This is a genomic window from Leucobacter komagatae (genome assembly GCF_000834055.1).
GTDB lineage: Bacteria > Actinomycetota > Actinomycetes > Actinomycetales > Microbacteriaceae > Leucobacter > Leucobacter komagatae_A.
The window spans coordinates 160010-185227 of sequence record NZ_JXSQ01000006.1 but is presented as its reverse complement, the minus strand read 5'-3'; the positions used below and the strand labels follow the sequence as shown (position 1 = coordinate 185227).

At 66.6% G+C, this 25218-nt stretch carries 20 protein-coding genes and 2 pseudogenes; 18 read left to right on the top strand and 4 right to left on the bottom strand.

Annotated features, from left to right (window positions below; genetic code table 11):
- A partial coding sequence (locus SD72_RS18200) for a hypothetical protein (RefSeq protein ID WP_232299669.1) occupies positions 1-1437 on the top strand: 1437 nt, incomplete at its 5' end.
- A 4-nt stretch (positions 1438-1441) separates the two neighbouring features.
- Positions 1442-2479 (top strand): HAD-IIA family hydrolase, encoded by a 1038-nt coding sequence (locus tag SD72_RS06975; protein WP_042543695.1) that lies wholly within the window; start codon positions 1442-1444, stop codon positions 2477-2479.
- A gap of 91 nt (positions 2480-2570) precedes the next feature.
- Here the strand turns inward: SD72_RS06975 and SD72_RS06970 are convergent, their stop codons facing one another.
- Positions 2571-3824 (bottom strand): Nramp family divalent metal transporter, encoded by a 1254-nt coding sequence (locus tag SD72_RS06970; RefSeq protein WP_042543694.1) that lies wholly within the window; start codon positions 3822-3824, stop codon positions 2571-2573.
- 95 nt (positions 3825-3919) lie between these two features.
- On the opposite strand from SD72_RS06970, the gene SD72_RS06965 reads away from it, so the two are divergent.
- The 13 genes and pseudogenes from SD72_RS06965 to SD72_RS18195 form a co-directional block, all read left to right on the top strand.
- The gene (locus SD72_RS06965; RefSeq protein ID WP_042543693.1) at positions 3920-4123 is read left to right on the top strand and encodes a hypothetical protein; all 204 of its coding nucleotides are present in this window, start codon (positions 3920-3922) and stop codon (positions 4121-4123) included.
- Positions 4104-4976 (top strand): TlyA family RNA methyltransferase, encoded by an 873-nt coding sequence (locus tag SD72_RS06960; protein ID WP_232299668.1) that lies wholly within the window; start codon positions 4104-4106, stop codon positions 4974-4976. The genes SD72_RS06965 and SD72_RS06960 overlap by 20 nt, the downstream gene beginning before the upstream one ends.
- Positions 4977-4999: 23 nt before the next feature.
- Entirely contained in the window at positions 5000-5956 is a 957-nt protein-coding gene (locus tag SD72_RS06955) for an NAD kinase (protein ID WP_232299673.1), read from the top strand.
- Positions 5953-7638 carry a DNA repair protein RecN gene (gene recN, locus SD72_RS06950; protein WP_042543692.1) on the top strand — a complete coding sequence of 562 codons (1686 nt, stop codon included), beginning with the start codon at positions 5953-5955 and terminating at the stop codon, positions 7636-7638. The genes SD72_RS06955 and recN overlap by 4 nt, the downstream gene beginning before the upstream one ends.
- An 83-nt stretch (positions 7639-7721) precedes the next feature.
- Positions 7722-8975, top strand: a complete 1254-nt coding sequence (locus SD72_RS06945) for an AI-2E family transporter (RefSeq protein ID WP_084766875.1) — start codon at positions 7722-7724, stop codon at positions 8973-8975.
- A 45-nt stretch (positions 8976-9020) separates the two neighbouring features.
- On the top strand, positions 9021-10715 hold the full coding sequence (locus tag SD72_RS06940; RefSeq protein ID WP_042543691.1) for a CTP synthase: 1695 nt from the start codon (positions 9021-9023) through the stop codon (positions 10713-10715).
- 4 nt (positions 10716-10719) lie between these two features.
- On the top strand, positions 10720-11379 hold the full coding sequence (locus SD72_RS06935) for an NUDIX domain-containing protein (protein ID WP_042543690.1): 660 nt from the start codon (positions 10720-10722) through the stop codon (positions 11377-11379).
- Positions 11380-11382: 3 nt separating this feature from the next.
- Positions 11383-12381 carry a site-specific tyrosine recombinase XerD gene (locus SD72_RS06930; RefSeq protein ID WP_042543689.1) on the top strand — a complete coding sequence of 333 codons (999 nt, stop codon included), beginning with the start codon at positions 11383-11385 and terminating at the stop codon, positions 12379-12381.
- A 239-nt stretch (positions 12382-12620) separates the two neighbouring features.
- Positions 12621-14825 carry an Ig-like domain-containing protein gene (locus tag SD72_RS06925; protein ID WP_042543688.1) on the top strand — a complete coding sequence of 735 codons (2205 nt, stop codon included), beginning with the start codon at positions 12621-12623 and terminating at the stop codon, positions 14823-14825.
- 179 nt (positions 14826-15004) lie between these two features.
- Positions 15005-15859: a ParA family protein gene (locus SD72_RS06920; RefSeq protein ID WP_084766872.1), complete on the top strand. Its 855-nt coding sequence runs from the start codon at positions 15005-15007 to the stop codon at positions 15857-15859.
- 10 nt (positions 15860-15869) lie between these two features.
- Positions 15870-16694, top strand: coding sequence for a segregation and condensation protein A (locus SD72_RS06915; RefSeq protein ID WP_042543686.1), 825 nt, complete (start codon positions 15870-15872; stop codon positions 16692-16694).
- A complete protein-coding gene (scpB, locus tag SD72_RS06910; protein ID WP_042543685.1) occupies positions 16687-17337 on the top strand; it encodes an SMC-Scp complex subunit ScpB in 651 nt (216 codons plus the stop codon). Before SD72_RS06915 ends, scpB begins: the two co-directional genes overlap by 8 nt.
- 241 nt (positions 17338-17578) lie before the next feature.
- Positions 17579-18304: pseudogene (locus SD72_RS18195) on the top strand (pseudouridine synthase); the annotation flags it as partial.
- A gap of 444 nt (positions 18305-18748) precedes the next feature.
- On the opposite strand, the gene SD72_RS06900 reads toward SD72_RS18195, so the two are convergent.
- Positions 18749-19831 carry a YeiH family protein gene (locus SD72_RS06900; protein WP_084766870.1) on the bottom strand — a complete coding sequence of 361 codons (1083 nt, stop codon included), beginning with the start codon at positions 19829-19831 and terminating at the stop codon, positions 18749-18751.
- 95 nt (positions 19832-19926) lie between these two features.
- Between SD72_RS06900 and SD72_RS06895 the strand changes: the two genes are divergently transcribed.
- Positions 19927-20826, top strand: coding sequence for a LysR family transcriptional regulator (locus SD72_RS06895; protein WP_042543684.1), 900 nt, complete (start codon positions 19927-19929; stop codon positions 20824-20826).
- Here SD72_RS06895 and SD72_RS06890 read toward each other — a convergent pair.
- Positions 20823-21954, bottom strand: a pseudogene (locus SD72_RS06890) (3-isopropylmalate dehydrogenase). The gene SD72_RS06895 and the pseudogene SD72_RS06890 sit on opposite strands and share 4 nt — an antisense overlap.
- A 158-nt stretch (positions 21955-22112) precedes the next feature.
- On the opposite strand from SD72_RS06890, the gene SD72_RS06885 reads away from it, so the two are divergent.
- Both SD72_RS06885 and SD72_RS06880 read left to right on the top strand, forming a co-directional pair.
- Positions 22113-23603: an aldehyde dehydrogenase family protein gene (locus tag SD72_RS06885; protein ID WP_042543683.1), complete on the top strand. Its 1491-nt coding sequence runs from the start codon at positions 22113-22115 to the stop codon at positions 23601-23603.
- Between the two features lie 69 nt (positions 23604-23672).
- Entirely contained in the window at positions 23673-24464 is a 792-nt protein-coding gene (locus tag SD72_RS06880) for an SDR family NAD(P)-dependent oxidoreductase (RefSeq protein WP_042543682.1), read from the top strand.
- Between the two features lie 204 nt (positions 24465-24668).
- Here SD72_RS06880 and SD72_RS06875 read toward each other — a convergent pair whose 3' ends face one another.
- Positions 24669-25088 (bottom strand): PACE efflux transporter, encoded by a 420-nt coding sequence (locus SD72_RS06875; protein ID WP_042543681.1) that lies wholly within the window; start codon positions 25086-25088, stop codon positions 24669-24671.
- Between the last annotated feature and the right edge of the window lie 130 nt (positions 25089-25218).

Genomic DNA, 25218 nt, shown 5'->3' with positions numbered 1-25218 from the left:
TACCGTGGCGGAGATCGTAACGACCGTCAGGGGGGCGGCGATCGTGCCCCGTACCGTGGCGGAGACCGCAACGACCGTCAGGGCGGCGGAGATCGCAAACCGTTCCGTGGTGACCGGGAGACAGGCGGGACCCGTCCCCCTTTTCGCGGGGACCGCGACGACCGCGGGGGGCGTCAGGACACTGACTCCCGCGGACGTGGCGGAACCCGTGGTGGCGGACGAAGCGATCGTGGCGGCCAGGAGCGCGAGTTCACTGAGGAGGAGCGCCTCCAGCACTCGCTGCGCCCGGTCCGCTCGGAGCACGATGACCCGATCATTGCCGAGCACATCCAGCCAAGCGACCTGCACCCTTCTGCACGCAATGAGCTGAAGACGCTGCAGCCCGAGGTCCAGGAACGCGTTTCGCTCCACCTGGCGATGGTGGCGGAACTGATCGAGGACGACCCCGAGCTTGCTCACCAGCACGCAATCTCTGCGAGCCGCCGAGCAGGCCGTATTCCGGTCACCCGAGAGACGCTTGCTATCACCGCATACCGAACGGGAGATTTCGCTCTCGCGATCCGCGAACTGCGAACCTTCCGTCGGCTGAGTGGGCGTGACTCGCACCTTGCGATCATGGTTGATTCAGAGCGCGGCCTTGGTCGCCCTGAGAAGGCCATCGAGACCGGCCTCGAGGTCGACGTCTCGACGCTCGAGACCGCGGATAGGGTTCGCCTCGCGATCGCGATGTCCGGAGCCCGTCTCGATCTCGGTCAGACGCAGCAGGCGCTCTTCGAGCTCGAGATTCCCGAGCTCGATCCGAAGACAGGCTTCTCTTGGAGCCCTGAGCTATTTGGTGCTTACGCAACCGTGCTCGAGGACCTCGGGCGCGATGATGAAGCCGCAGTATGGTTCGCCCACGCCGATCGGGCGCAGGCAGCGCTCGAGGAGCACTTTGGCGGGCTCGACGAGATCGAGGTCATCGAGATCACCGAGTACGAGGATCTCCACGACGAGGATCTTGACGACGAGGATCTTGACGACGAGGATCTTGACGACGAGGATCTTGCCGACGAGGATCTCGAGTCGCACGACCCGGTCGGCGCAGTTGAAGACGCACCAGCGAACGACAACGCATCGAGCAACGACACTGAGGCAGAAGCAGTCTCTGAGGCTGCAGAAGCAGTCGCTGAGGCTGAGGAGGCTGAGGAGGCTGACGAAGCTGCTGAAGCTGAGTCAGTGGCCGAGCCAGCGACCGTGACAGACGCTGAAGAAGTGGGCGCGGAGGTGGACTCTGAAACTGAGGCCTACCTTGACGCGTACGCTGACGCAGAGTTGAGCGATGCCGATGCCGATGCCGATTCACATGCAGACGCCGATTCAGGCGAAGTAGAGCCAACGGCACCCGAAGCAGCCGAGGCGGCGGACAACGCAACACAGCAGGACACTAAGGAGTAACGAGATGGCGCTGTTCGGCAAGCGTGACCGGTTCGATCCTGCCCCCATTGAGGGGAAGGATCTGCTGCTGAGCGATCTCGATGGAGTGATCTATCGTGGCTCAGGGGCGATCGTTGGCGCTGTCGAAGCGCTGAATCTCGCGTCGGAGGAAGTCCGCCTGGGGTTCATCACGAACAACGCGGCGCGGACGGATGCAGCGGTCGCGGCGCACCTCACCGAGCTTGGGTTGACGGCGACGAGCAGCGACGTCATCACCTCACCGCAGGCCGCCGTCGCGTTGCTGCGTGAGGTCGTTCCTGCTGGCTCGCGGGTGCTGGTTGTCGGTGGTGAGGGTCTCACGCACGAGCTCGAGAAGGCGGGTTTCGCGTGGACGCGAAGCGCTGACGATAGCCCGGTGGCTGTGATCCAAGGGTTCGCGAAGGACGTTGGGTGGGAGCAGCTCGCTGAGGCCTCCTACGCGTTGCAAGAGAACCCGGGCCGCGATCCGCTGCCCTGGATCGCAACGAACACCGACTGGACGGTTCCCCGAGCCCGCGGTATTGCGCCTGGCAACGGAACGCTGGTGTCAGCGGTTCACACTGCTGTGCAGCGGCTGCCAGACTTTGCTGGCAAGCCAGAGACCCCGATCTATGAGACCGCGTTTGCGCGCTTCGGCTCACGCAACGCCCTCATGCTGGGGGACCGGCTCGACACCGACATTAAGGGTGCGGTCGCCGCTGGCATTCCGTCACTCTTCGTGCTGACGGGTGTGGATCGGCCTAAGCAGCTGATTGCTGCGTCCGATGACATGCGCCCTGACTTTACTGTGGCTTCGCTCGCAGAACTGCACCAGCCGTATCAGCGGGCTGAGACGCTGCGGGACGGCACCGTGCGGGTCGGTTCTGCGAAGGTGAGGATGGACGGCCACGTGGTGACCGTCGTGTCTGAGGGCGAAACTCCGATGGAGTTGCTGCGGGCCGGCTGCGAAGCGATTTGGTCGTCGGGCAGGGCGATCTATGGCCTGAAGGTTCCGGAGATCTTGCTCGAGGATCACTGGCGCTAGCCAGCATTAGCGAACCGGTGCGGCGTGTGCTGCACCGGTTCGTTTTGTTGTGCCCGGCCTGGCGCGCAGCACGGCGCAGTGTTGGTGGCGCTCACGCTCCCCACACGATCGTGGAGAAGATGAGCCAGAGGTTCAGCGCCACGATGGCGAGCACGACGAACAGGCCGACGTAGCGGAGCACCCGCCCGTTGGTGAATTCCCCCATGATGTCCGCTCTGCCGGTGAGGTTCATGAGCGGGATCAGTGCGAACGGAATGCCAAAGGACAGAACGACCTGGCTGAGGACGAGTGCCCACGTCGGGTCGATGTTGAAGCCGAGCAGCACGAGTGCCGGCAGGATCGTGATGAGTCGCCTCGTGAGGAGCGACACACGGATGTTCAGCAGGCCCGCCATGATTTCGGCACCGGCATACGCCCCGACGGACGTCGACGCGAGCCCAGAGACGAGCAATCCAATTGCGAAGAGGAGCCCGACGACCGGGCCTACATGTTCGGTGATTGCCGCTGCTGCGCCTTCGATCGTGTCTGTCCCATCAATCCCGGGCAGTGAGGCCGCAGCGAGGAGCAGCATGGCGATGTTCACTCCGCCGGCGACGACCAGGGCAAGTACAACATCGAGCTTGGTCGCGCGCAACAGGTGGCGGATCCGTGGCGCCCGGCCACCGACGTGGTCTTCGGGGGTGTGCCCGTGGCGATCGCGCGCAAGCGAGGAGTGTAGGTATATTGCGTGCGGCATCACGGTGGCGCCGAGCATGCTCGCGGCGAGCAGCACTGATTGCGTGTCGACGAAGCGGGGGACAAGGCCGGCGAACATCTCGCCGACGTCGAGTTGGCTCACGAACAGCCCGCCGACGAAGCCAATGGTGATGATGAGCAGCATGGCCATGATCACGGCTTCGAAGCGACGCTGGTATTTGCCCTGGAGCATCAGGATGAGGAGCGAGACCAACCCGACAATGACGCCGCCGGCGACGAGCGGCACGCCAAAGAGGATGTAGAGCGCGATCGCGCCGCCGATGACCTCGGCGAGGTCTGTCGCTGCGGCCACGATCTCTGCCTGCGCCCAGTACAGTCGTCGGCCAGCGGGGCGGAGGCGCTCGCCGAGCAACTGCGGCAGGCTCTTGCCGGTCACTAGCCCGAGCTTTGCCGAGAGGTACTGGACGATGACCGCCATCACGTTGGCCGCGACGAGTACCCACAGCAGCGTGTACCCGTACTTCGCCCCCGCGGACAGATTCGCGGCGACGTTGCCAGGATCGACATAGGCGATGGCGGCGACGAATGCAGGTCCGAGCAGATGAAGAAGCCTGCGTTCCGGCCGCGTGCGAGCGGTGGTTGGCATCATGTCTCCATGCTAATTCGATATGCCGCACAGTCAAGTTCGAGTAGTCGAACAATCTTCCTGGGGGAGTGCTGCAGCGCTGCGAGTAGGCTTATGGCATGGAACGCGAGTCGGAGAGTTGGCAGACGGGGGCGGCACAGCAGGTGCGGGAGCCACTCCCTGACGCGGCAGCGGGGGGCGAACTCCTCGACAGGCTCGGCATCATCGAGTCACAGCCGCTCGATCGGCGCGCCCGTGGCTTCGAGCAGCTTCACGACGAGCTCATGCAGGAGCTGCAGCGCAGTGACAACGAAGTGGCCTGACCAGGTGCAGCAAGCGGGACAGTGGGATGGCGAGCCAGCACGACTCGACCGGGCCCTTGTCGACCTCGGCCTCGTCCGCTCGCGCAACCGGGCGGCCGAGCTCATCGCCGCTGGCGGAGTGACCGTTGACGGCGAAACGGCACGCAAGGCGGGAATGCGAGTGCGCGCGGGCGGCCAAATCACCGTGAGTGGCGACGACCACTACGTGAGCCGCGGCGCCCACAAACTCCTCGCGGCGCTAGACATCTTCGCGATTGACCCCGCGGACAGGCTCGCCCTCGACCTCGGCGCATCCACGGGCGGCTTCACCCAGGTGCTCCTCGAACGCGGTGCACGGGAGGTGCTCGCGGTCGACGTCGGACACGACCAGCTCGCTCCCGAGATTCGCGCTGACGCCCGCGTCCGTGTGGTCGAGGGCTGCAACGCTCGTGATCTTGACGCTGCAGCGCTTGCCAGCCTCACCGGGGTCGTTGAACGGCCAAGCCTCATCGTCGCTGACCTCTCCTTTATTTCCCTCACCCTGATCCTTCCCGCCATCGCCCGGTGCGCAGACGAAGGCGCTGAACTGGCGTTGCTCATCAAGCCGCAGTTCGAGGTCGGGCGAGTCCGCGACGGTATCGTCACTGACCCCGCGCAGTGGGCGGGCGCGATCCGCACAGTACTCGATGCAGCAGCAGCTGAGGGCCTCGCAGCACGCGGGATCGCTCCGTCCCCCATCGCCGGTGGCGAGGGAAACCGTGAATTTCTCGTGCACTTCGTGCGCGCCGCAGCACCCGATCCGAGAGAATGGGAAGCGCGCATACACGAGGTGTGCACAGAAACCAGCGAGCACGTAGAAGGGACCAACGAGTGACTGAAACATCACCGGCGCGATGCATGCTCATCGTCTCTCACACCTACCGTGCCGAAGCGATCGAGGCGACAGCAGCTGTCGTCGATGCGTTGCTCGCGGCGGGCGTGGTCCCCGTGCTCAGCGCGACAGACCGCGCCGAATTCGCACCGCACGTCGACGTCGGGAACACCGCGGTGCTCGGCACCGACGTACCGCTCGACCAGCTTGAGGCGGCTTTCGTGCTCGGCGGCGACGGCACCATCCTGCGCGCGGCAGAAATGCTCCGCGGGTCGGCGTGCCCCATCGCCGGCGTCAACCTCGGCCACGTGGGCTTCCTCGCGGAGATGGAGAGCCTCGACCTGGGGTTCACCGTCGAACAAGTGCTCGCAGGTAACTACACCGTCGACGAGCGCCTCACCCTCGATGTGCGCGCCGAACTCAACGGCGAACTCCTCGCCGAGACCTGGGCGCTCAACGAGGCAACCGTCGAAAAGCGCAGGAGAATGCTCGAAGTCTCCGTCGGCATCGACGATCACCCCGTCTCGGTGTTCGCCTGTGACGGCGTCGTGCTCGCAACGCCGACCGGTTCAACCGCCTACGCATTTTCCGCGGGCGGGCCGATCGTGTGGCCTTCCGTGCAAGCGCTCCTCATGGTGCCCATCGCGGCGCATGCGCTCTTCAACAAGCCACTCGTTGCTGGCCCAGACTCCGAACTCACCGTCAGGATCCTTCCCGAGAACATCGGCCCAGGGGTGATGTGGTGCGACGGCCGCAGACGCACCGAGCTGCCAGCTGGGTCGGTCGTGACTGTGCGCAGGTCGCCGGAGACTGTCCGCATTGCCCGCCTCGACGAGGCACCCTTCTCTGAGCGCCTCGTTCGTAAGTTCGACCTCCCCGTGAGCGGATGGCGGGGCGACCGCAGCGGCAACGGCGGCGGACGAGCGAGCGTGCTTGATACCTGGAACGGCACCCATCGCAGCGAGGAGAACAGCGACGCATGATCGAAGAACTCCACATCAAAGACCTCGGCGTCATTGCTGACTCCAAGCTCCCGCTCGGCCCCGGCTTCACCGCGATCACCGGCGAAACGGGCGCGGGAAAGACGATGGTCGTCAGCGCCCTCGGGCTGCTCATGGGGGAGCGCTCGGACGCCGGAGGTGTACGCGTAGGCGCCTCGCAGGCGAGGGTGAGTGGCATCGTGCACAGCTCCGACCCGCTCGTCGCAGAGATCGTTGAGGAACTCGGCGGAGACCTCGAAGACGGCGAACTCATCATGAGCCGCACCGTCAGCGCGGAAGGACGCAGCCGCGCTGCCATCGGTGGTGTGAGCGCCCCCGTCGGCGCACTCGGACGCCTCTCCGAACGCCTCTTCGCGGTCCACGGCCAGTCCGAACAGCTTCGGCTCCGCTCACAGACGGCTCAGCGGGACACCCTCGACCGGTTCGGCGGCGCCGCGCTCGCCGCAACACTGCGTGACTACCGTGACGTCCACGCGGAGCGTGCTGCCGCCCAGGCTCGCTTCCACACCCTCACTGAGACCCAGGAGACGCGTGCAGCTGAGGCGGCGAGGCTCCGCGCGGAGCTCGAGGAGATCGCCGCGGTGGATCCCATCGCAGGCGAAGAGGGAGAGCTCACTGCGCGCATCGAACTGCTCAGCAACGTCGAAGAGCTGCGCGCTGCGGCGGTCGGCGCTGGCGAAGCGCTCGCGAGCGAATCAGATGATCCCATGCAGCGCGACGCTGGCGGGCTCGTCGAGCTCGCCGTGCAAGACCTCGAACGAGTCGCAAGCCTCGATCCACGCATCGCAGCCACCGTCGAGCAGCTCAGGTCCGTAAGCTTCCAGATTGCAGACGCCGCGAAAGAGCTCGCTGCCTACGCGAACGACCTCGACGAAGAAGGGCCAGGCGAGCTCGCCCGCGCAAACGAGCGCCTCGCGCAACTCAACGGACTCTTCCGCTACTTTGGGGCGACGACCGAGGAAGTCCTCGCCCACGCCGAGACGGCTTCGCGTGAGCTCCTCGATATCGATGGCGACGACGAAGCGCTCGGCGGGCTCGAAGCGAAAGTGATTGCGCTTCGGGAACGCGAGCAGGCGCTCGCAGAGCAGCTCACCACCCAGCGCAGCGCAGCCGCAGAGGAGCTCGGCGCAGCAGTGAGCCGTGAACTCGCCGCCCTCGCTCTCCCGGACGCCCGCTTTGTCGCAAGCGTCACACCCCTCGAAACGCTCAGCACCTCTGGCGCGGATGAGATTCAGTTCCTGCTCGCGCCGCACCCGGGAGCGACTCCACGGCCCATCGCAAAGAGCGCGTCAGGCGGTGAGCTCTCGCGCGTCATGCTCGCACTCGAAGTCGTGTTGGCCGGCGCAGACCCCGTCCCAACCTTCGTCTTCGACGAGGTCGATGCTGGCGTCGGAGGGGCAGCGGCCATCGAGATCGGTAGGAGACTTCGGCAACTCTCCAACACCTCGCAGGTGATCGTCGTCACCCACCTCGCGCAGGTCGCCGCATTCGCGACGAACCACTTGCGCGTCGTCAAGGACTCAAGCGGGGGATTCACGCAGTCAAGCTGTGTGGCGCTCGAGGGGGATGCGAGGCTCGCGGAGATGGCGCGGCTGCTCTCAGGCCTCGACACCTCAGAAAGTGCACTGGATCACGCGGCCGAACTGCTCGAACTCGGCAAGTAGATACCGGCGAGGCGCGCCAAGTGGCGACGCCAGACAGTGTGAATGCCTCGCCCAAAGCTGTTGGCCGCTGCTACGCTCACTCCATGGCAATATTCAGGTCCATAGGCTTTGGCAAGAAGCCCAAGACGGCTGAGGCGCACACCCTCCCAGAGGCGAAGGCCGAGGAGCCAAAACTTGTGCTGCACGCCGACACTGCGCTTATGGACGCAGATGTACGCGAAATGTACCGTGACGCGCAGGAAGCTGCGCACGATGCTGAGGATGAAGCACGGGAATCTCGGCAACGCGAATTCGCCGTGAAGCAGCCGTTCGTGCTCGGTTTTACGATCACGCTCGGGGTGCTCGTTGCCCTCGTCTTCGGTGACATGATCGGCCAGCTGTCGACGATCCTCATGTACGTCGTCGCCGCGCTATTCATCGCGCTCGGCCTCGATCCCGTCGTCCGCTGGCTCGAACGCCACGGCCTCAAACGAGGCCTCGGCATCGGGGTTGTGTTCGCCGGCTTCATCCTCATCATCGGCGGGATCCTCGCGATCGTCATCCCGATGATCGCGAATCAGATCGCTCAACTCGTTGCGAGCGCGCCAGAGATCGTCAGAAACCTCACGAGCGAACAGTGGTACAAAGACGTCAATGAGCGCTTCGGCGAGTTCGTCGACTTCAACGCACTCCTCAACATGGGGCAAGACTTCATCGGGAAGCCGTCCAACTGGGCATCGGTCGCAGGCGGTGTGTGGCAGGCGGGAATCGGCATCGCGAACGGACTCACCGCAACGCTCATCGTGCTCATCCTCTCGCTGTACTTCCTGTCATCGCTGCGCACGATCAAGCGTGGCTTCTATTCGGTCGTGCCGCGCTCAGGCCGCGCGAAGGTCATCGACATTACCGAGCAGGTAACGAAGTCCGTTGGTGGGTACGTGAATGGGATGGTCGTGCTCGCGCTCGTGAACGCGACGCTCGGTTTCATCATGATGTCGATCGTTGGGGTGCCGTTTGCGGGCCTCGTTGCTGTCGGCGTATTCATGCTCGCGCTCATTCCGCTCATTGGATCGGTGCTCGCGACCGTACTGGTGACCGCGATCGCGCTGTTCAACTCGCCGGTCACGGCACTCGTCGCAGCCATTTACTACCTCATCTACATGCAGCTTGAGTCGTACCTGCTCACGCCGCGCATCATGAACCGCGTCGTCTCGGTTCCCGGGTCGCTCGTGGTCATCGGCGCGCTCGCGGGCGGTACGCTGCTCGGGCTGCTCGGCGCGCTGATCGCGATCCCCGTTACGGCGGCCGTGCTCATGATCATCAAACAGGTATGGGTGCCGCGCCAGAATGCCCGCTAAATTCGTGCAGCCTCTCAGGCTGAAGGAGTGATAGGATTGAAGCCCGTGGGAGCTAACGCGGATCAGACCAAAACAACCAAGCACATCTTCGTGACCGGTGGGGTTGTTTCCTCACTCGGCAAGGGGTTGACCGCCGCGAGTCTCGGTAATCTTCTTACCGCACGCGGCCTGCATGTCGTCATGCAGAAGCTCGACCCTTACCTGAACGTCGATCCTGGCACGATGAACCCGTTCGAGCACGGCGAGGTCTTCGTGACCGACGACGGCGCCGAGACGGACCTCGATATCGGGCACTACGAGCGGTTCCTCGGAATCAACCTCTCGCAGGCAGCGAACGTGACAACCGGGCAGATCTACTCGGAGGTCATCCAGAAGGAACGCCGCGGCGATTACCTTGGGGCGACCGTCCAGGTGATCCCGCACATCACGAACGAGATCAAGCGTCGCATGCGGTTGCAGTCCGAGCAGGATCCGCAGCCAGACGTCATCATCACTGAGATCGGCGGAACCGTGGGCGACATCGAGTCGCAGCCGTTCCTCGAATCGGCACGCCAGGTGCGCCACGAACTCGGCCGCAAGAACGTCATCTTTGTGCACGTTTCGCTCGTGCCGTACATGGGTGCGTCAGGCGAGCAGAAGACGAAGCCGACGCAGCACTCGGTTGCGGCGCTCCGTTCGATCGGCATTCAGCCGGACGCCCTCGTGCTCCGCTCGGATCGCCCGGTCACCGGCGACAACCTGCGCAAGATCGCGCTCATGTGTGATGTCGACGAAGACGCGGTTGTCAACGCGATCGATGTGAAGAGCATCTACGACCTGCCGCAGCTCTTGAACTCGCAGGGACTCGACCAGACCATTGTCGACCACCTGCAGCTCACTGACCGCGTCACCGATGTGGACTGGACTGGCTGGCGCCCCGTGCTCGACGCGGTGCATCACCCGAAGGGTGAGGTCACGATCGGCCTGGTCGGAAAGTACATCGACCTGCCAGACGCCTACCTCTCGGTTACCGAGGCGCTCCGCGCAGGCGGCTTCGCGCACTCCACGAAGGTGAACATCGAGTGGATCCCCTCGGACGCGTGTGAAACCCCAGAGGGCGCCCGCGAACACCTCTCGCACCTGCACGCGATCTGCGTGCCGGGAGGCTTCGGTATCCGCGGCATCGAGGGCAAGCTTGGCGCGCTGCGCTTCGCCCGTGAAAACGGGATGCCGACCCTCGGCATCTGCCTGGGCTTGCAGTGCATGGTCATCGAGTACGCGCGCAACGTCGCGGGTCTCGAAGGTGCCTCTTCGACCGAGTTCGACCCAGAGACGCCCGTGCCCGTCATCGCGACGATGGCCGAGCAGGTTGAGATTCTCGACGGCGGCGACCTGGGCGGCACGATGCGCCTTGGCCTGTACGAGGCGAAGCTCGCAGAGGGATCCCTCGCAGCTGAGGTGTACGGCGCCGACACCGCGAGCGAGCGCCACCGTCACCGCTACGAGGTGAACAATGCCTACCGCGAGGAGATCGCGGCAGCCGGCCTCTCGTTCTCAGGCCTGAGCCCCGACGGGGAACTCGTCGAGTACGTCGAGCTGCCCCGCACGGTGCACCCGTACTACATCTCCACGCAGGCTCACCCGGAGCTGCGCTCGCGGCCGGGCAAGCCGCACCCGCTGTTTGCTGGCCTCGCGGGTGCCGCGATCGAACGTCGCGAAGCTGCGCGGCTGTTCGAGGTCGAAGACGCCTCCGCGGAGTAGTGCCGTGAGCAAGGCGACGCACGCGCAACTCAGGATCGCCGATACGCCGGCGCCCGAGGTGCGCGTGCTCGCCTCCCGCGAGCTCGTCGCAGGTCACGTGTGGGATATCCGCCGTGACCGGCTCGCGTTCGGCGACGCCGAGCTTGAGCGCGACTTCATGGACCACCCCGGAGCGGTCGCAGTGCTCGCGCTCGACGGGGACGACCGCGTACTCATGTTTCAGCAGTACAGGCACCCCATCGCGCATCGCGACTGGGAAATCCCGGCCGGCCTCATGGACGTTCCGGGAGAGAGTGGCCTTGTCGGCGCGCAGCGGGAACTCGCGGAGGAAGCCGATCTGCAGGCCGAGAACTGGTCGCTGTTGCTCGAGCTCTTCCTGAGCCCTGGCGGTTCAAGCGAGGCAGTTCGTGTCTTCCTCGCCCGCGACCTGTCACCCGCCGTCCATGACTTCGTTCGCGAGGGCGAGGAGGCCGAGCTCGTTCCGGTGTGGATACCGCTCGACGACGCGGTCACCGCTGCGCTCGAGGGGCGGATCGCAAACAGTCTTACCGTCGGAGCCGTGCTTGCCGCCGCTGCCTCGCGGGCTCGGGGGTGGAACACGCTCCGCGATCCGCATACCCCATGGTCCGCGCGCGATGCGGTGCGCGGCGAGCGATCGAAGTAGCCCATGCGGCCTGCCTCTTCGGTCGAGAAATACCTCAGGCACCTGAGCATCGAGCGTGGGCTCTCCGACAACAGCCTCGCCGCGTACCGGCGCGACTTCGCCCGCTACTCCGCGTGGCTCGACGAGCAGGGCATCGATGACCTCGCTCGGGTGACGCCCGAGACGATTTCCGCGTACGTCGCCGCCCTCGCGAGCGCGACGAAAGAGGGTGCGGATCCGCCGGCGCCTGCATACTCTGCCTCGTCGATCACGCGCATGGTGTCCACCGTGCGGGGGCTCCACCGCTTCCTCTTTGACGAGGGCGAGTTGCCCGACAATGCCGGGCGGGGCGTGCGTACCCCGAAGAAGGGGCAGCGGCTCCCGAAGGCGATTTCAATCGAGGACGTGCAGGCACTCCTTGAAGCGGTGTCGGGTGATGACCCTGTCTCGCTCCGCGATCGCGCGCTCCTCGAGCTGCTCTACGCGAGCGGCGCCCGCGTGAGCGAGGTTACGGCGATTGACCTTGACGACCTCTACGCTGGCACCGCGGGGGACGGTGCTGGCGGCGGCGGCCGGGACGTTTGGGGCGACCCCGAACGGGCCCTCGCGAATGGCGGGCTCATGCGCGTGACCGGCAAAGGGTCGAAGACGCGGATTGTGCCGTACGGGCGATACGCTGGCGAAGCCCTCGCAGCGTATCTCGTGCGCGCTCGGCCCCAGTTCGCCGCCCGCGGCACGGGCAGCCCCGCGCTGTTTCTCGGCCCGCGCGGCGCCCGCCTGTCGCGGCAGAGCGCCTGGCTCGTGATCAGGGCTGCGGCAGAGGCGGCCGAACTCACTGTCGAGATTTCTCCGCATACGCTGCGGCATTCGTTCGCGACCCACCTGCTCGCCGGCGGCGCCGACGTGCGCGCGGTGCAGGAGCTCCTCGGGCACTCTTCGGTCACGACGACGCAAATCTACACCCAGGTCACCGCAGACACGCTCCGCGAGCACTTCGTGAACGCGCACCCGCGGGCGACCTAGCGAGGGCTTCCCGCCGGCGGCGGAGCTGAGGTTTCCGGCAGGGGAGCTGAGGTTTCCGGCTGCGACGCGGTTCGGCGTGCAAATCGCGCACGCTACTCGGCAAATTGCGCACGATTCTAGGGTTGGAACGTCGGAGAAGGTATACCCGCCTTACGCTTATGCCGGGAGCGCCGAAGAAAAGAAGCTGCTTTCGAGATTGTGGCCACGGAGGCGGCCGAGATTCAAAGCAGGGGGTAACCATGGGGGTTTCATTCGGTCGGCTGCGGGCGTTCGTGGGGACGGCGCTCGCAGCCGGACTCGTTCTCACGATGCTGTCGTGGGAAGGGGCGCCCGCTCCCGCTGCGAATGCAGTGACCCGCACCGTCGGGGTGCAGTCCACGGAGGCCCAGAAGCCCACGCTCGACTTCGTTGGTGAGCAGGTGGGCTCGATTTCACTGGTGGCAAACCTGGGTGTCATCGCAGCTGACGAGGAGAGCGAGACGACCTTGACTGCAACGGTGCTCGGGCCTTCAGGGGCCGGGATAGTCGGCGAGGTAGTCACCTTTACGAGCAGCGATCCCGGTCAGCGGATCGGAACGCCAGTAGACAACGGAAACGGCACATATTCCGCGGTCCTAACGAGCAGCAGGACGATCGGTGATGCACTCATCAAGGCGCAGGTTGGCGTCGGTGACCAGCTGAAAGAAGCGAGGGTGCGGGTCTTGCAGATCAATCCCCCGCCCGCAGTGATCAAATTCTTCCCGACTACAGCTACGCTCGTGGCCGACGGGAAAGATCAAGTAGTGGTTTCCGTGAAGGCCTCCGATAAGTACGGCGACCCCGCTGGTGCCACTCTAAGCTGGACGTTCCCCATTCAAGTGGGGGCAGTCACAGCGACGTGGACGGCAGTATCGGGCAATGAATACCGCGGCGTGATAACAGCGTCCAAAAAAGCCGGTCACACCACAGTTGGTGCGCGAGTCGGGAACGCCGTCGGCTCCTTTCCCGTTCACCTCGTTGCAGGGCCAGCGGCGGAGCTGACGGCACAACTCGGCAACAGCACACTCACGGCGGACGGAACATCGACAACGTGGCTCACGGCACAGGTGGCCGACGCGAATGGAAACCCGGTTTCGGGCGACACCGTGACCGTCACGAGCGACACAGCGGGGGTCTCTGTCGGTCGCGTGCGAGACCAGGGCGCCGGAAAATACACGGCCGAGGTCACCTCGGTACGAAGGCTCGGTGATGTCACGTTCACCGTCGCAAACACCTCGGTCGAGCCGCACCTCACTCAGCAGCTGACACTCACACTCCTTCCCGGCCCCTTGACCAACCTCACCGCAGAACTCGACGCACCAGCGATTCTCGCCGACGGGCAGTCGACCACGACAGTGACAGCGAAGGCGACTGACGCCTATGGAAACCCGCGGGCTGATGATCTGCTCCTGCTGACCGGGCCGGGGCTACCGCCCCTGCCCATGTACTCCAACGGTGACGGGCAATACCGGGCGGAAATACCCGCATCGAAGCGGGCAGGTACAGAGGTATTCACGGTGACTGCGCCCGACGCCCCGTCCTCCATCGAGCGTTCCGTGACACTCACGCGACTCGCGGGGCCGGCGCACGAGCTCACCGCGAATCTTGCCAACGACAGGCTCACGGCAGACGGGGTCTCATGGACGAAGCTTATGATCACGGCTGCTGACCTTCACGGTAACGCCATTGCGGGGGAGCCCATCGCTGCTGTGGGGAGCGATGACATCGTCGTTGGGCCAATTACCGATATCGGAGATGGTACTTACACCGCCGAGGTGACCGCCCGAACTGTGGCCGGGAGCGCGACAATCACCGTGACGGACACATCGGTAGCCCCTGCGCTCACCCGTCAGGTCCCGCTAACACTCGTCGCGGGCGAGCCCGCCGAAGCGGATCTCGTGCTCGAAGACGACGTGCTGCCAGCCGATGGTGAGTCCGAGACGACGCTCGAAGCAAGCATTCGTGATGCGCACGGCAATGCTGTTTCGAATGCGGCACTCGCAGTGACCTCGGACGACCCAGGTCAATGGTTCAGCGCCGCACAGGAGACCGCTCCTGGGGTGTACCGATTGACAGTGCGCACCTCAACGACGCCGGGCAAGAGCACCCTCACGGTTGGGACGCCGGAGGAACCTCGAGCAGCCAACACGCTGCGTGCGGCTGCGGGGGCAGCTTCGCCGTCGGAGCTCGCGCGTGCACTCGCGACGATCGACCTCGAGCAGCGTGAGGTGCCGGTTCCCCTGGAGCAACGGCCCTCCGTTGAAGGCGCAACGGGCGGCACCGGTGCGGGCGGAGGTAATGGGCTGCCGGAGTCGCTCGCGCGCTCGGGGTCCGAGGGGGAGCGGCGGTCGCTCGTGGCGGTCGGCCTGCTTCTCACGGCCGGAGGCGCGCTCCTGCTCGCGCGACGGGCGCGGACCACTCCGTAGGGCGCCCACGTGCGCTGAGCGTTGCGCACCGCACGGCAGGAATCGCGGCGGGAACCACGGCGCGGTCGCGTCGGATGGGGAACCTGGAAGCAGGCGACCCTGCACCGTGCGGCTTTGCGGCGGGTCAGCCATGCCGAGCCGCGGTAGGATAGGGCGGTAGCGACGGAAAGGGAATCGGAGTGGCGACAAAGCAGAACGAGCTGGGACCTACGGGACGCCCCGAGCGAGTCATTCCCGCACCCAAAGTGCTCGACCGCCACGGCCCGGCGCGCATCATCGCGATGTGCAACCAGAAGGGCGGCGTGGGAAAGACCACGTCGACTATCAACCTCGCAGCCGCGCTCGCGCGCTACGGGCGCCGCGTGCTCGCCGTTGACTTCGACCCGCAGGGCGCCCTCTCTGCTGGGCTTGGCGTGCCAGCGCACGACGTGCCGACAATCTACGACCTCATGCTCGGCAAGCTGAAGGATCCCCGCGAGGCGATTCAGAAGACCGGCACGCCCGGGCTCGACGTGATCCCCGCGAACATCGACCTGTCAGCCGCGGAGGTGCACCTCGTGAGCGAGGTCGCCCGCGAGCAGATCCTTGGCGGCGTGCTGCGGCGCGTCACTGACGACTACGACGTGATCCTCATCGACTGCCAGCCCTCGCTCGGACTGCTCACCGTCAACGCGCTCACCGCGAGCCACGGCGTGCTCATCCCGCTCGCGTGCGAGTACTTCGCGTTGCGCGGCGTCGCTCTGCTCGTCGAAACGATCGACAAGGTGCGCGACAGGCTCAACCCCTCGCTCGAGCTCGACGGCATCCTCGCAACGATGTACGACCCGCGCACACTGCACGCGCGCGAGGTGCTCGAGCGCGTCGTCGACACGTTCGGAAACTCCGTGTTTGACACGGTGATCGGCCGAACAGTGAAGCTGCCTGACGCGCAGATCGCCGCGCAGTCAGTGCTTGAATACGCGCCGTCGAACCCGGCATCTGAGGCATACCTGAAGCTCGCCCGCGAGCTCGTGCAACGCGGCGTGGTTGCCTAACCGGGGATCCATGGCAGCGCTCGAAACCGAGGCCGCGACCGCGGGCGGTGACTCGGGCTTCCGCGTTTCACTCGACGGCTTTGACGGGCCATTCGACCTGTTGCTGAGTCTCATCGGCAAGCATGAGCTCGACATCACAGAGGTGTCCCTGTCGCTCGTCACCGACGAGTTCATCTCGTACCTCGCGACGCTCGAGGGGCAGGGCATCCTCGCACTCGACCAGGCCTCCGAGTTCTTGGTCGTCGCCGCGACGCTCCTCGATATGAAGATCGCGAGCCTTCTGCCGCAGGGCGAGGTCGTCGACCCAGAAGATATCGCGTTGCTCGAAGCGCGCGACCTGCTGTTCGCCCGCCTCCTCCAGTACCGGGCGTTCAAGCAGGCGAGCGAGTGGTTCCGTGCGCGGCTCGTCGCCGAGGAATCCAGGCACCCCCGCCAGGTGCCGCTCGAACCTAAATACCGCGAGCGCGGCCCAGAGCTGGTGTGGACGCTCTCGCCAGCGGATTTCGCAGCCGTCGCGATGCTCGCGTTCGCGCCGCGCGAGATCCCAACCGTCGGGCTCGACCACCTGCACGCGCCCCTCGTCTCGATCCGCGAGCAGGCTGCGATTATCGTGTCGATGCTCCGCGGCGGGCCGGCGCGCAGCTTCCGTGAACTCATCGCCGGGGTGACGGAGAAAGGGGTCATTGTCGCCCGCTTTCTCGCGATCCTCGAACTCTACCGGCGCAACGCCGTGCTCTTCGAACAGGCAGAGCCGCTCGGCGAACTCAGCGTGCAGTGGGCCGGCGAGAACTGGGACGACGAAGAACTCTCCACACTAGGAAGTGACTATGACTGACGAGACGACGGGCGTGACGCTCCTTATTGATGAAGCTTCGGCAGCGGACGCCGCACCCGAGACCGAGCTCGCCGCGGCCCGCGCAGCACACTCGCTCGCGCAGCAGCTCGAGGCACTCCTCATCGTCGCCGACGAGCCGCTGTCAGCGATGACCCTCGCGACCGCTTGCGATCGGCCAGTCCGGGAGGTGCGCAAAGAGCTGCAGACGCTCATCGCGGACTACAACGGCGAAACCACAGGCGTGCCGCCAAGAGGCTTCGAACTCCGCGAGGTCGCAGGCGGCTACCGCTTCTACGTGCGCGAGAGCCTCGACCCCGTCGTCGCCGACTTCGTGCAGCAGCAGAGCCCAGCGAAACTCTCGCAGGCCGCGCTCGAGACGCTCGCCGTCATCGCATACCGGCAGCCAGTCTCCCGTGGGGCGATCGCGTCGATCCGTGCCGTGAATGTCGACTCGGTCGTACGCACCCTGCTCGCGCGCGGCCTCGTCGCCGAGGTGGGGCACGACGGCGAAACCGGCGCGATCCTCTACGGAACGAGCGAGCAACTTCTCGGCCACCTCGGCATCGGCGACATTAGTGAACTTCCATCGGTAGCGCCGCTACTCGACGATGGATCGGAAGGATTTGACCATGAATCGCTCTAGCGACTTCGAAGAGCCCCGCGGGGACAACGACGACAACGGTACCCACGGCGACGACTACGACGGTAGCGACGCGAGCGACGACGACCGTGGTGGCTCTGGCGGGGCGTTCTCCGTCGACGGCCAGGCGGTCGAGATCGACATGGCCGAGTGGGGCTGGGACCGCCCAACGACGTCTGCGGGTTCCGCGGGTTCGGCCGGTGCTGCCGACGGCGGGGTAGACCGCGAGGGCGAGGAGGGCACGATCCGCCTGCAGAAAGCGCTCGCGAACGCGGGCGTCGCCTCCCGCCGCGCCTGCGAGACGCTCATCACGAGCGGCCGCGTGTCTGTGAACGGCGAACAGCAGCGCGAGCTCGGCTCGCGCGTGCACCCCGAAACCGATGAGGTGCGCGTCGACGGCGTCGTCGTGCAGCTCGATGCGACGAAGCGCTACTTCGTGCTGAACAAGCCGGTCGGCGTCGTTTCCACCATGAACGATGAGCAGGGCAGGCCAGACCTGCGGGAATTCACCGACCAGGTCGAAGACCGGCTCTACAACGTCGGCCGCCTCGACACCGACACGAGCGGCCTGCTCATTCTCACGAACGACGGCGAACTCGCGCACAAGCTTGCGCACCCGAGCTTCGGTGTGGAAAAGACCTACATTGCGAAGGTGCGGGGGCAGGTGACCGCGGCCGTAATCCAGCGCATGCTCGACGGTGTGGAGCTTTCCGACGGGCCCATGAACGCGGACCGCGCGAAGCTACTGCCCAACGGTTCGACGAAGACGCACTCGCTTGTTGAGCTCACGATCCACTCGGGCAAGAACCGTATCGTTCGACGCTTCATGGCCGAGCTCGGGCATCCCGTTGAGGAGCTCGTTCGCCGACAGTTCGGGCCGCTCAACCTCGGCACCCTGCGGGTCGGTGAGCTCCGTGAGCTCTCCGCCGCCGAGCGCGGTGCGCTGCTGACTGCTGGCGACGGCGACTCGACGAAGGGCGGGCGCTGGGGAGACAAGAAGACCCCGGTGACCGCCGGCCGCCCCGGCGACGGCAAGGGCGCTCGCGGCATGCGCGGCATCGCCTCGAGCGGGAACCCGAACGCGGGCCGCGCGAACCCGGAGCAGCGGGACGGATCCGGTCGGTCGGACGGGTCCGACTGGTCAGGCCGGTCAGAGCGATCCGACCGGTCAGGCCGGTCAGGCCGATCCGGTCGCCAGGATGATCGTCGCGACAACCAGCGTGGGTACCGTGGCGGTGGCCGCGGGGGCAGCAGGTAGCCCGCCAAAGCATATGGTTCCGACGAAAGCACATGGTTTCTACACGTAGAAATCATGTGCTTTCGTCGGAACCATATGCTCTCGCCGGTAGGCCGGGCCGTCTGGTCAGCGAGGCCAGCAGGCGGAGGGCCACGCCCACGCCCGGCCCTGAGCGGCTCAGCCCACGAGCAGCACGCCCGCGAAGGCGATCCCGGCGACGAGCACCGTTGACAGGGCCGCGAGCGCGAACGGACGCCCGCCGACGCGCAGCAGACTGCGAATCTTCACGCCGCAGCCGAGCCCGAACATCGCGGCGGCGAGCAACACGGTCTGCAGCAGCTGCCCGGTCGCGAGCACCGCGTCGGGGAGCGGCACGAACGACCGCAGCAGCACCATCGCGAGGAACCCGAGGATGAACCCCGGCACGATCGGGGGGAGTTTCGGCTGCGATCCTGGGTGAGCCGGGTTCGCCGCGGCCGCCCGCCTGATGCGCAGGCTCAGCACGGCCATGACGGGCGCGAGCAGCAGCACGCGGGCGAGCTTCACGATCACGGCGAGGGTGAGCGCGGTGCCGCCGAGGATACCGCCGACGGCGACGACCTGTGCGATCTCGTGGATCGATGCGCCAGCCCACATGCCGGTCTCATCGGGGCTGAGCCCGAGCACCGGCCCGAGTAGCGGCACGAGCGGGATCATGAGTGTCCCGAAGATCACCACGAGCGCGACGGCGGTGACCGTGGCCTCCTCGTGCTCGTCGTCTGGGTCGGTCACGCCAGCGGCACCGGCGACTGCGGCCGCGCCGCAGATCGAGAAGCCGCACGCGATGAGCAGGGCGAGCTGCTTGGGCACGCGAAGCAGCCGCCCGAGCGCGAGGGTCCCGAGCAGGCCGCCAGCGACGACGCAGACGATGACGCCGAGCATCGGGGCCCCGAGCGCAACGATGTCGCCGAGTACCAGCTGCAAGCCGAGGAACACGATGCCCACGCGCAGCAGCTTCTTCGCCGAGAACTGGATTCCTGGGGCCGCCGCAGCGGGCAAGACGCCGGTGTTCGCGGCGACGACACCCAGCACGATCGCGATGATCATCGGGCTCACACCGGGGAGCGCGACACTGAGCGCGTAGGAGGCGCCTGCCGCCGCGAGGCAGATCGCGAGGCCTGGCCCGACGCGGCGCGCCCAGGCAATTGCGCCGGCGAGCGGGGGAGTGCGCCCTGGGGCGTCGGGGGTTGCGGTTCGCTTGGCTGCTGGTGTTGCGTGCATGATTCCATGCTGCTCCTGCCGCTGTCGTCGCGGTAGAGCGGATACCCGGCATGGCTACAAGCTATGCTTGTAGCTCACGAGCGGAGGGAGCCCGGATGGAACGCACACCCGACCTCGGCGCGCTCAGCGCCCTCACCCACGTCGCTGAGAGCGGCAGTATTTCGGCTGCCAGCGCGGTTCTCGGGGTGAGCCAGCAGGCCGTATCGCTGCGGATCCGCTCCCTCGAAGCCGACCTGCAACTAGCGCTGCTCGTACGCTCGGCCCGTGGCTCGCAGCTCACGGAAGCCGGCGAACTCGTGGTTGGGTGGGCCCGCCCGCTGCTCGCAGCGGCGGCGGACTACGCGAGCGCCGCCGCCGCACTCAGAACGGGCCGCGGCCGAGGGTTGCGGATCGCCGCGAGCCTCACCATCGCCGAGCACCTCCTGCCCGAATGGATCGCACGCTGGCGGATCGAAGCGGGTGCGGGCGGAGCCGCCGCGCAGCTCACCGCCGCAAATAGCGAGGCCGTGATTGCGGCGGTGCGCGCCGGCGGCGCCGACCTCGGGTTCGTTGAGACCCCGGCGGTTCCGGGAGACCTGTCGTCGGCCACCATCGGACACGACCAAATTGAGATTGTGGTCGCTGCGAACCACCCGTGGGCTGGCGGCACGGTAACAGCTGGGGAGCTCGCTGAGACACCGCTTGTGCTCCGTGAACTCGGGAGCGGCACTCGGCGCGCACTCGACGACGCGCTCGCCGCGGCGGGCGCTCCACGCACCGCTGAGCCGGCGGCCGTGCACGAGTCGACGCTTGGCGCGCGCAGCGCGATCATGGCGGGCGTCGCGCCCGGCGCACTCAGCGTGCTCGCTGTCCGCGAAGACCTCGACAGCGGCAGGTTGGCGCGCGTGCTGATCGATGGCCTCGAGATCACTCGGCCACTCACCGCGCTGTGGCGGGGAGCGTCGCTGAGCGCTGAGGCCAGCGCCCTCCTCGCAGAGGTCGCCCGTCCCCGCTAGCCCCGAGAAGCGGGGAGTGCTGCGAGGGTGCTGAGGAGGGAGTCGGGGACGAGGCTGGTGTTCGCGCGGCCTTCGCGCACGATGTCGGCGATTCGGGCCCCGAGTTCCGCGGTCGAGGCGCCCATTTTTGCGCCTGCGAGCGCGGGGAGTGTGCCGAGGACTTCGACGGTTGCTGCCTCGATGGCTTGGGCGGCTTCGCCTTCTCCGAGGTGGCCGAGCATGAGCGCGAGGGAGAGGATCGCGCCGGACGGGTTTGCCCAGCCCTTGCCTGCGATGTCTGGGGCGGAGCCGTGGATCGCTTCGAACATGCTCGGGGCTGTTCCGTCGAGGTTGAGGTTCGCGCTTGTTGCGACGCCGAGTCCGCCCTGGATGACGGCGCCGAGGTCGGTGATGATGTCGCCGAAGAGGTTGTCGGTGACGACGACGTCGAAGCGTTCCGGGGTGAGGGGGAGGTGGAAGCACATGGCGTCGACGTGGACGTAGTCGGTTTCGACCTCGGGGTAGCGTGCCGCGACGGTTTCGAACACTTCTTGCCAGAGCTGGCCGGCGGCGACGAGGATGTTCGTCTTGTGGCAGAGCGTCACCTTGTTGCGGCGGCCGAGTGCGAGGCGGAAGGAGAAATCGACGACGCGTTCGATGCCGGCGTAGGTGTTCAGGGATTCCTGCATGGCGACGGCGTTCGTGGTGCCTTTGTGGACGGTTGATCCGCCGCCGACGTAGGCGCCCTCGGTGTTTTCGCGGACGATGACGAGGTCGCAGCGTTCGGGGGTGAGGCCTGCGATGGGGGTGGGGACGCCGGGGTAGAGGCGGACTGGGCGGACGTTTGCTGCTTGGTGGAAGCGTTGGCGCATTTCAAGGATGAAGCCGCGTTCGAGGATGCCGGGGGGTGACGCGGGGGTCGCCCATGGAGCCGAAGAGGATCGCGTCTGCGCGGCGGAGTTCGGGTTCGATGGCGGGGAAGAGTTCGCCGGTTTCGAGGTAGTGGGTGGCGCCTGCGGCGTAGTGGGTGCGTTGGGTGGTGAAGTCGTAGCGGGTTTCGGCTGCGTCGAGTACTTCGAGGGCGCATGAGGTGACTTCTGGGCCGATGCCGTCGCCGGGGAGGATCGCGATGGTGTGGGAGCGCGTCATTGGGTTCCTTTCGCAGGGTGTGGATCATCGCGACGTTGTCGCGAGCCACATGTTCAACTATATTAACTGGTAAGACCACTCGTTTGTAGGCCCGCCGCTGCGCCAAGGTTGCCGCGGCGCTGGCTGCTCACGATCCGCACGACAGCAAGGAACCAGCCATGACCGCAACGCAGGCTTCCCCCGAGCTGCTCGCCCCAGCGGGCGCGCTCCCCATCGGTACGGGGTGGCGGAATCTCGCCGACAGTTCGGAAATCGTCTTCCCCTTCGACGGTAGCGCCTTCGCGCAGGCACCCGTCAGCGTCGCGGCTGACTCCAGCGACGCGCTCGACGCAGCCGAGGCAGCCCGCCCCGAGGTCGCCGCGCTCACCACCGCGCAGCGCAAGTCGATCCTCTCGGCGATCCACGACCGGCTCCGCGACGACGCGCAGCGCTTCGAGGATCTGCTCGTGCTCGAAACCGGCAAGCCGCGCGCAGACTGCCGCACGGAGGTGAACCGCACCATCGTCACCCTGCAGGCAACGGCAGAGGAGGTCTCGCACGTCACCGGCGAGACCGTTCCCCTCGACCTGCAGGAGCTCGGGCGCGGCATGATCGGCTACTACACGCGCAAGCCCGCGGGGGTCATCGTCGGCATCGCAGGCTTCAACTACCCGCTCTTGCTCGCCACCCACAAGCTCGCGCCAGCGATCGCCGCCGGCTGCCCGGTCATCGTGAAGCCCGCCCCGAATACGCCCCTCGCGACCATCGAGCTGCTGAAGATCACCCGCGACGTGCTTGACGAGCACGGCGTCACCGGCGCTGCCGTGCAGCTCGTGAACGGCGGGCCAGAGGTCGGCGAAACCCTCGTTCGCGATCCGCGGGCCGCGGTGGTTTCCTTCACCGGGTCGGCGAAGATCGGGCACCTCATCGCGCAGCAGGCTGCCCCGCGCAAGGCGCTGCTCGAGCTTGGCTCGAACACCGGCTTCATCGTCGCAGCAGACGCTGACGTCGAGGCCGCCGTCGATGCCGTGCTCCGCGGCGGCTTCTACGCGAACGGTCAGGCGTGCATCTCGGTGCAGCGCGTCGTGCTTGAGCGCCCCATCGCCGCACAGTTCACCGCCCGCCTCGTCGAGCGCATGAGCGAGGTCGTCGTCGGGGATCCACGTGACATCGCGACCAACGTCGCCCCCGTCATCAACGCGGCCTCGGGCGAGCGCATCTTCGCGATGGTGGATCGTGCGCTCACCGCCGGCGCCGAGATGCTCACGCCCGCGCAGCTACCCGAAGCCAGCGAGCTGGGGGCCTCGGTGCCGCCGATCGTGCTCGGCGACGTGCCGCGCGATGTCGACGTCTGGTGCGAGGAGATCTTCGGGCCGGTCGTCTGCCTCACCACCGTCGACTCCGTCGACGAGGCGATCGATCTCGTCAACGACTCCCGCTACGGCCTGCAGGCAGCGGTGTACACCTCGTCGCTCGAGTCGGCCTTCGCCGCGATCGAGCGCCTCGAAGTAGGCGGTGTCGTCGTGAACGAGATCCCTGGCTTCCGCTCCGACATCATGCCGTACGGCGGGGTGAAGGATTCGGGCGTCGGCCGCGAGGGCCCGCGCTACGCAATCGAGGAGTACACGGTCACCCGCATGGCGATGATCAGGCCGAAGGCCCGTTCCTAGCTCCAGCTTCGGCGCCGCTCCCAGGAGCCAGCCTCAGACACTTCCGCACCACACAAAGGACTCTTCACGATGACCGCAGTCGACTACTCCCAGCTCTTCCGCCTCGACGCCCGCACCGCACTGGTGATCGGCGCAGGCAGCGGCATCGGCCGCGAATCGGCTCAGGCCCTCGCCGCGCACGGCGCCCACGTCGTCGTTGCTGACCTGCAGCTCGACGGCGCCGAGGAGACCGTGTCGCTCATCACGGCCGCCGGCGGTTCGGCCGAGGCGTTCCAGCTCAACGTACTGAACGACGACGAGGTCGAGGCCGCGGCCGAGCGCTTCGGCAACGTGCAGGCGATGGTATTCACCGCGGCGACGAACGTGCGCAAGCGCATGGAAGACTACTCGCTCGACGAGTTCGACCGCGTCGTGAACCTCAACCTGCGCGCCTCCTTCCAGCTCATCCGCCTCTTCGGCAAGCGGTTCGCCGCGAACGGCGGCGGCTCGATCATCGGTTTCGCGTCGATCCGCGCGCTGGTCGTCGAGCCAGGCCAGGGCGTATACGCCGCAACCAAGGCCGGCCTCGTGCAGCTCGCGAAGACCGCCGCGGCCGAGTTCGGCCCGCAGGGCGTGCGCGTGAACGTCATCGCCCCCGGCGTCGTCGAGACCCCGCTCACGGCCCAGATCAAGGCGAACCCGGAATGGTATGACGCCTACGCGCAGAAGAGCGCCTTCGGCCGCTGGTCGCGCCCAGACGAGCTTGCGGGCGCGGTCGTGTTCCTCGCCTCGGACGCCTCGTCGTTCGTCACCGGCTCCACGCTCATGGTCGATGGCGGCTGGACCGCGATTGACGGCCGCTTCACGCCGCCCGCCTCCTAGCGGCGAACCGCTCCCGCCGCCCTGGTGGCGGGCTTGCGAGCGGGGTTATCCCGCACCTTCGACTCCGGCGGCCTTCCCCAACTTTCCCCAAGTTTGGCCCCGGTTCCCCATGGGATCGACCGCTCAGGTCGCCCCAACACAACACCCCCTTCCCTGTACTGGGAAGGGGGTGTTGTGCGATGGGCGCGCAGCGGGGGCCTGGCGTTACTTCGCCGACTCCGGCAGGCCAACGATCTTGTCGAATGCCCACGAGTACACGTAGGTGAATACGAGGAAGAACACGAGCAGGCTGGCCTCGATCATGAGCGCCTCAAGCAGGGTCACGCCGAGCATGAACGCGACGAGCGGGATCGTGAAGACGAGCACGCCGCCCTCGTAACCGAAGGCGTGCCCGAGGCGCACGAGCGCCCCGCGCCCCGTCCACCCGAAGCGGCGCTCGGCGCGCTCGAAGAGGGTGTTCCAGACGTAGTTCCAGATCGTGGCGGTGGTGGACAGCAGCACCGCGGTGAGGGTGGCCTGGCCGCCAGAGTGGCCGAGCGCACCGTTGAGCACGAGCACGGTGAAGAGCACGCTGAGGATCTCGTAGCCGCCGACGTAGATCACGCGGCGAAGGATCGGGTGCATCGAGGCGCGCTGCGCGGGGGGCTGACGCTGGGTCAGCTGATGCGTCGGCGAGTCGGATGATGCCAGATGCGGGGGGTGGGCAGGGTCGCGGTAGCGGGCGCTATCGACAGATCGTGGTGGCCTTGGCCGG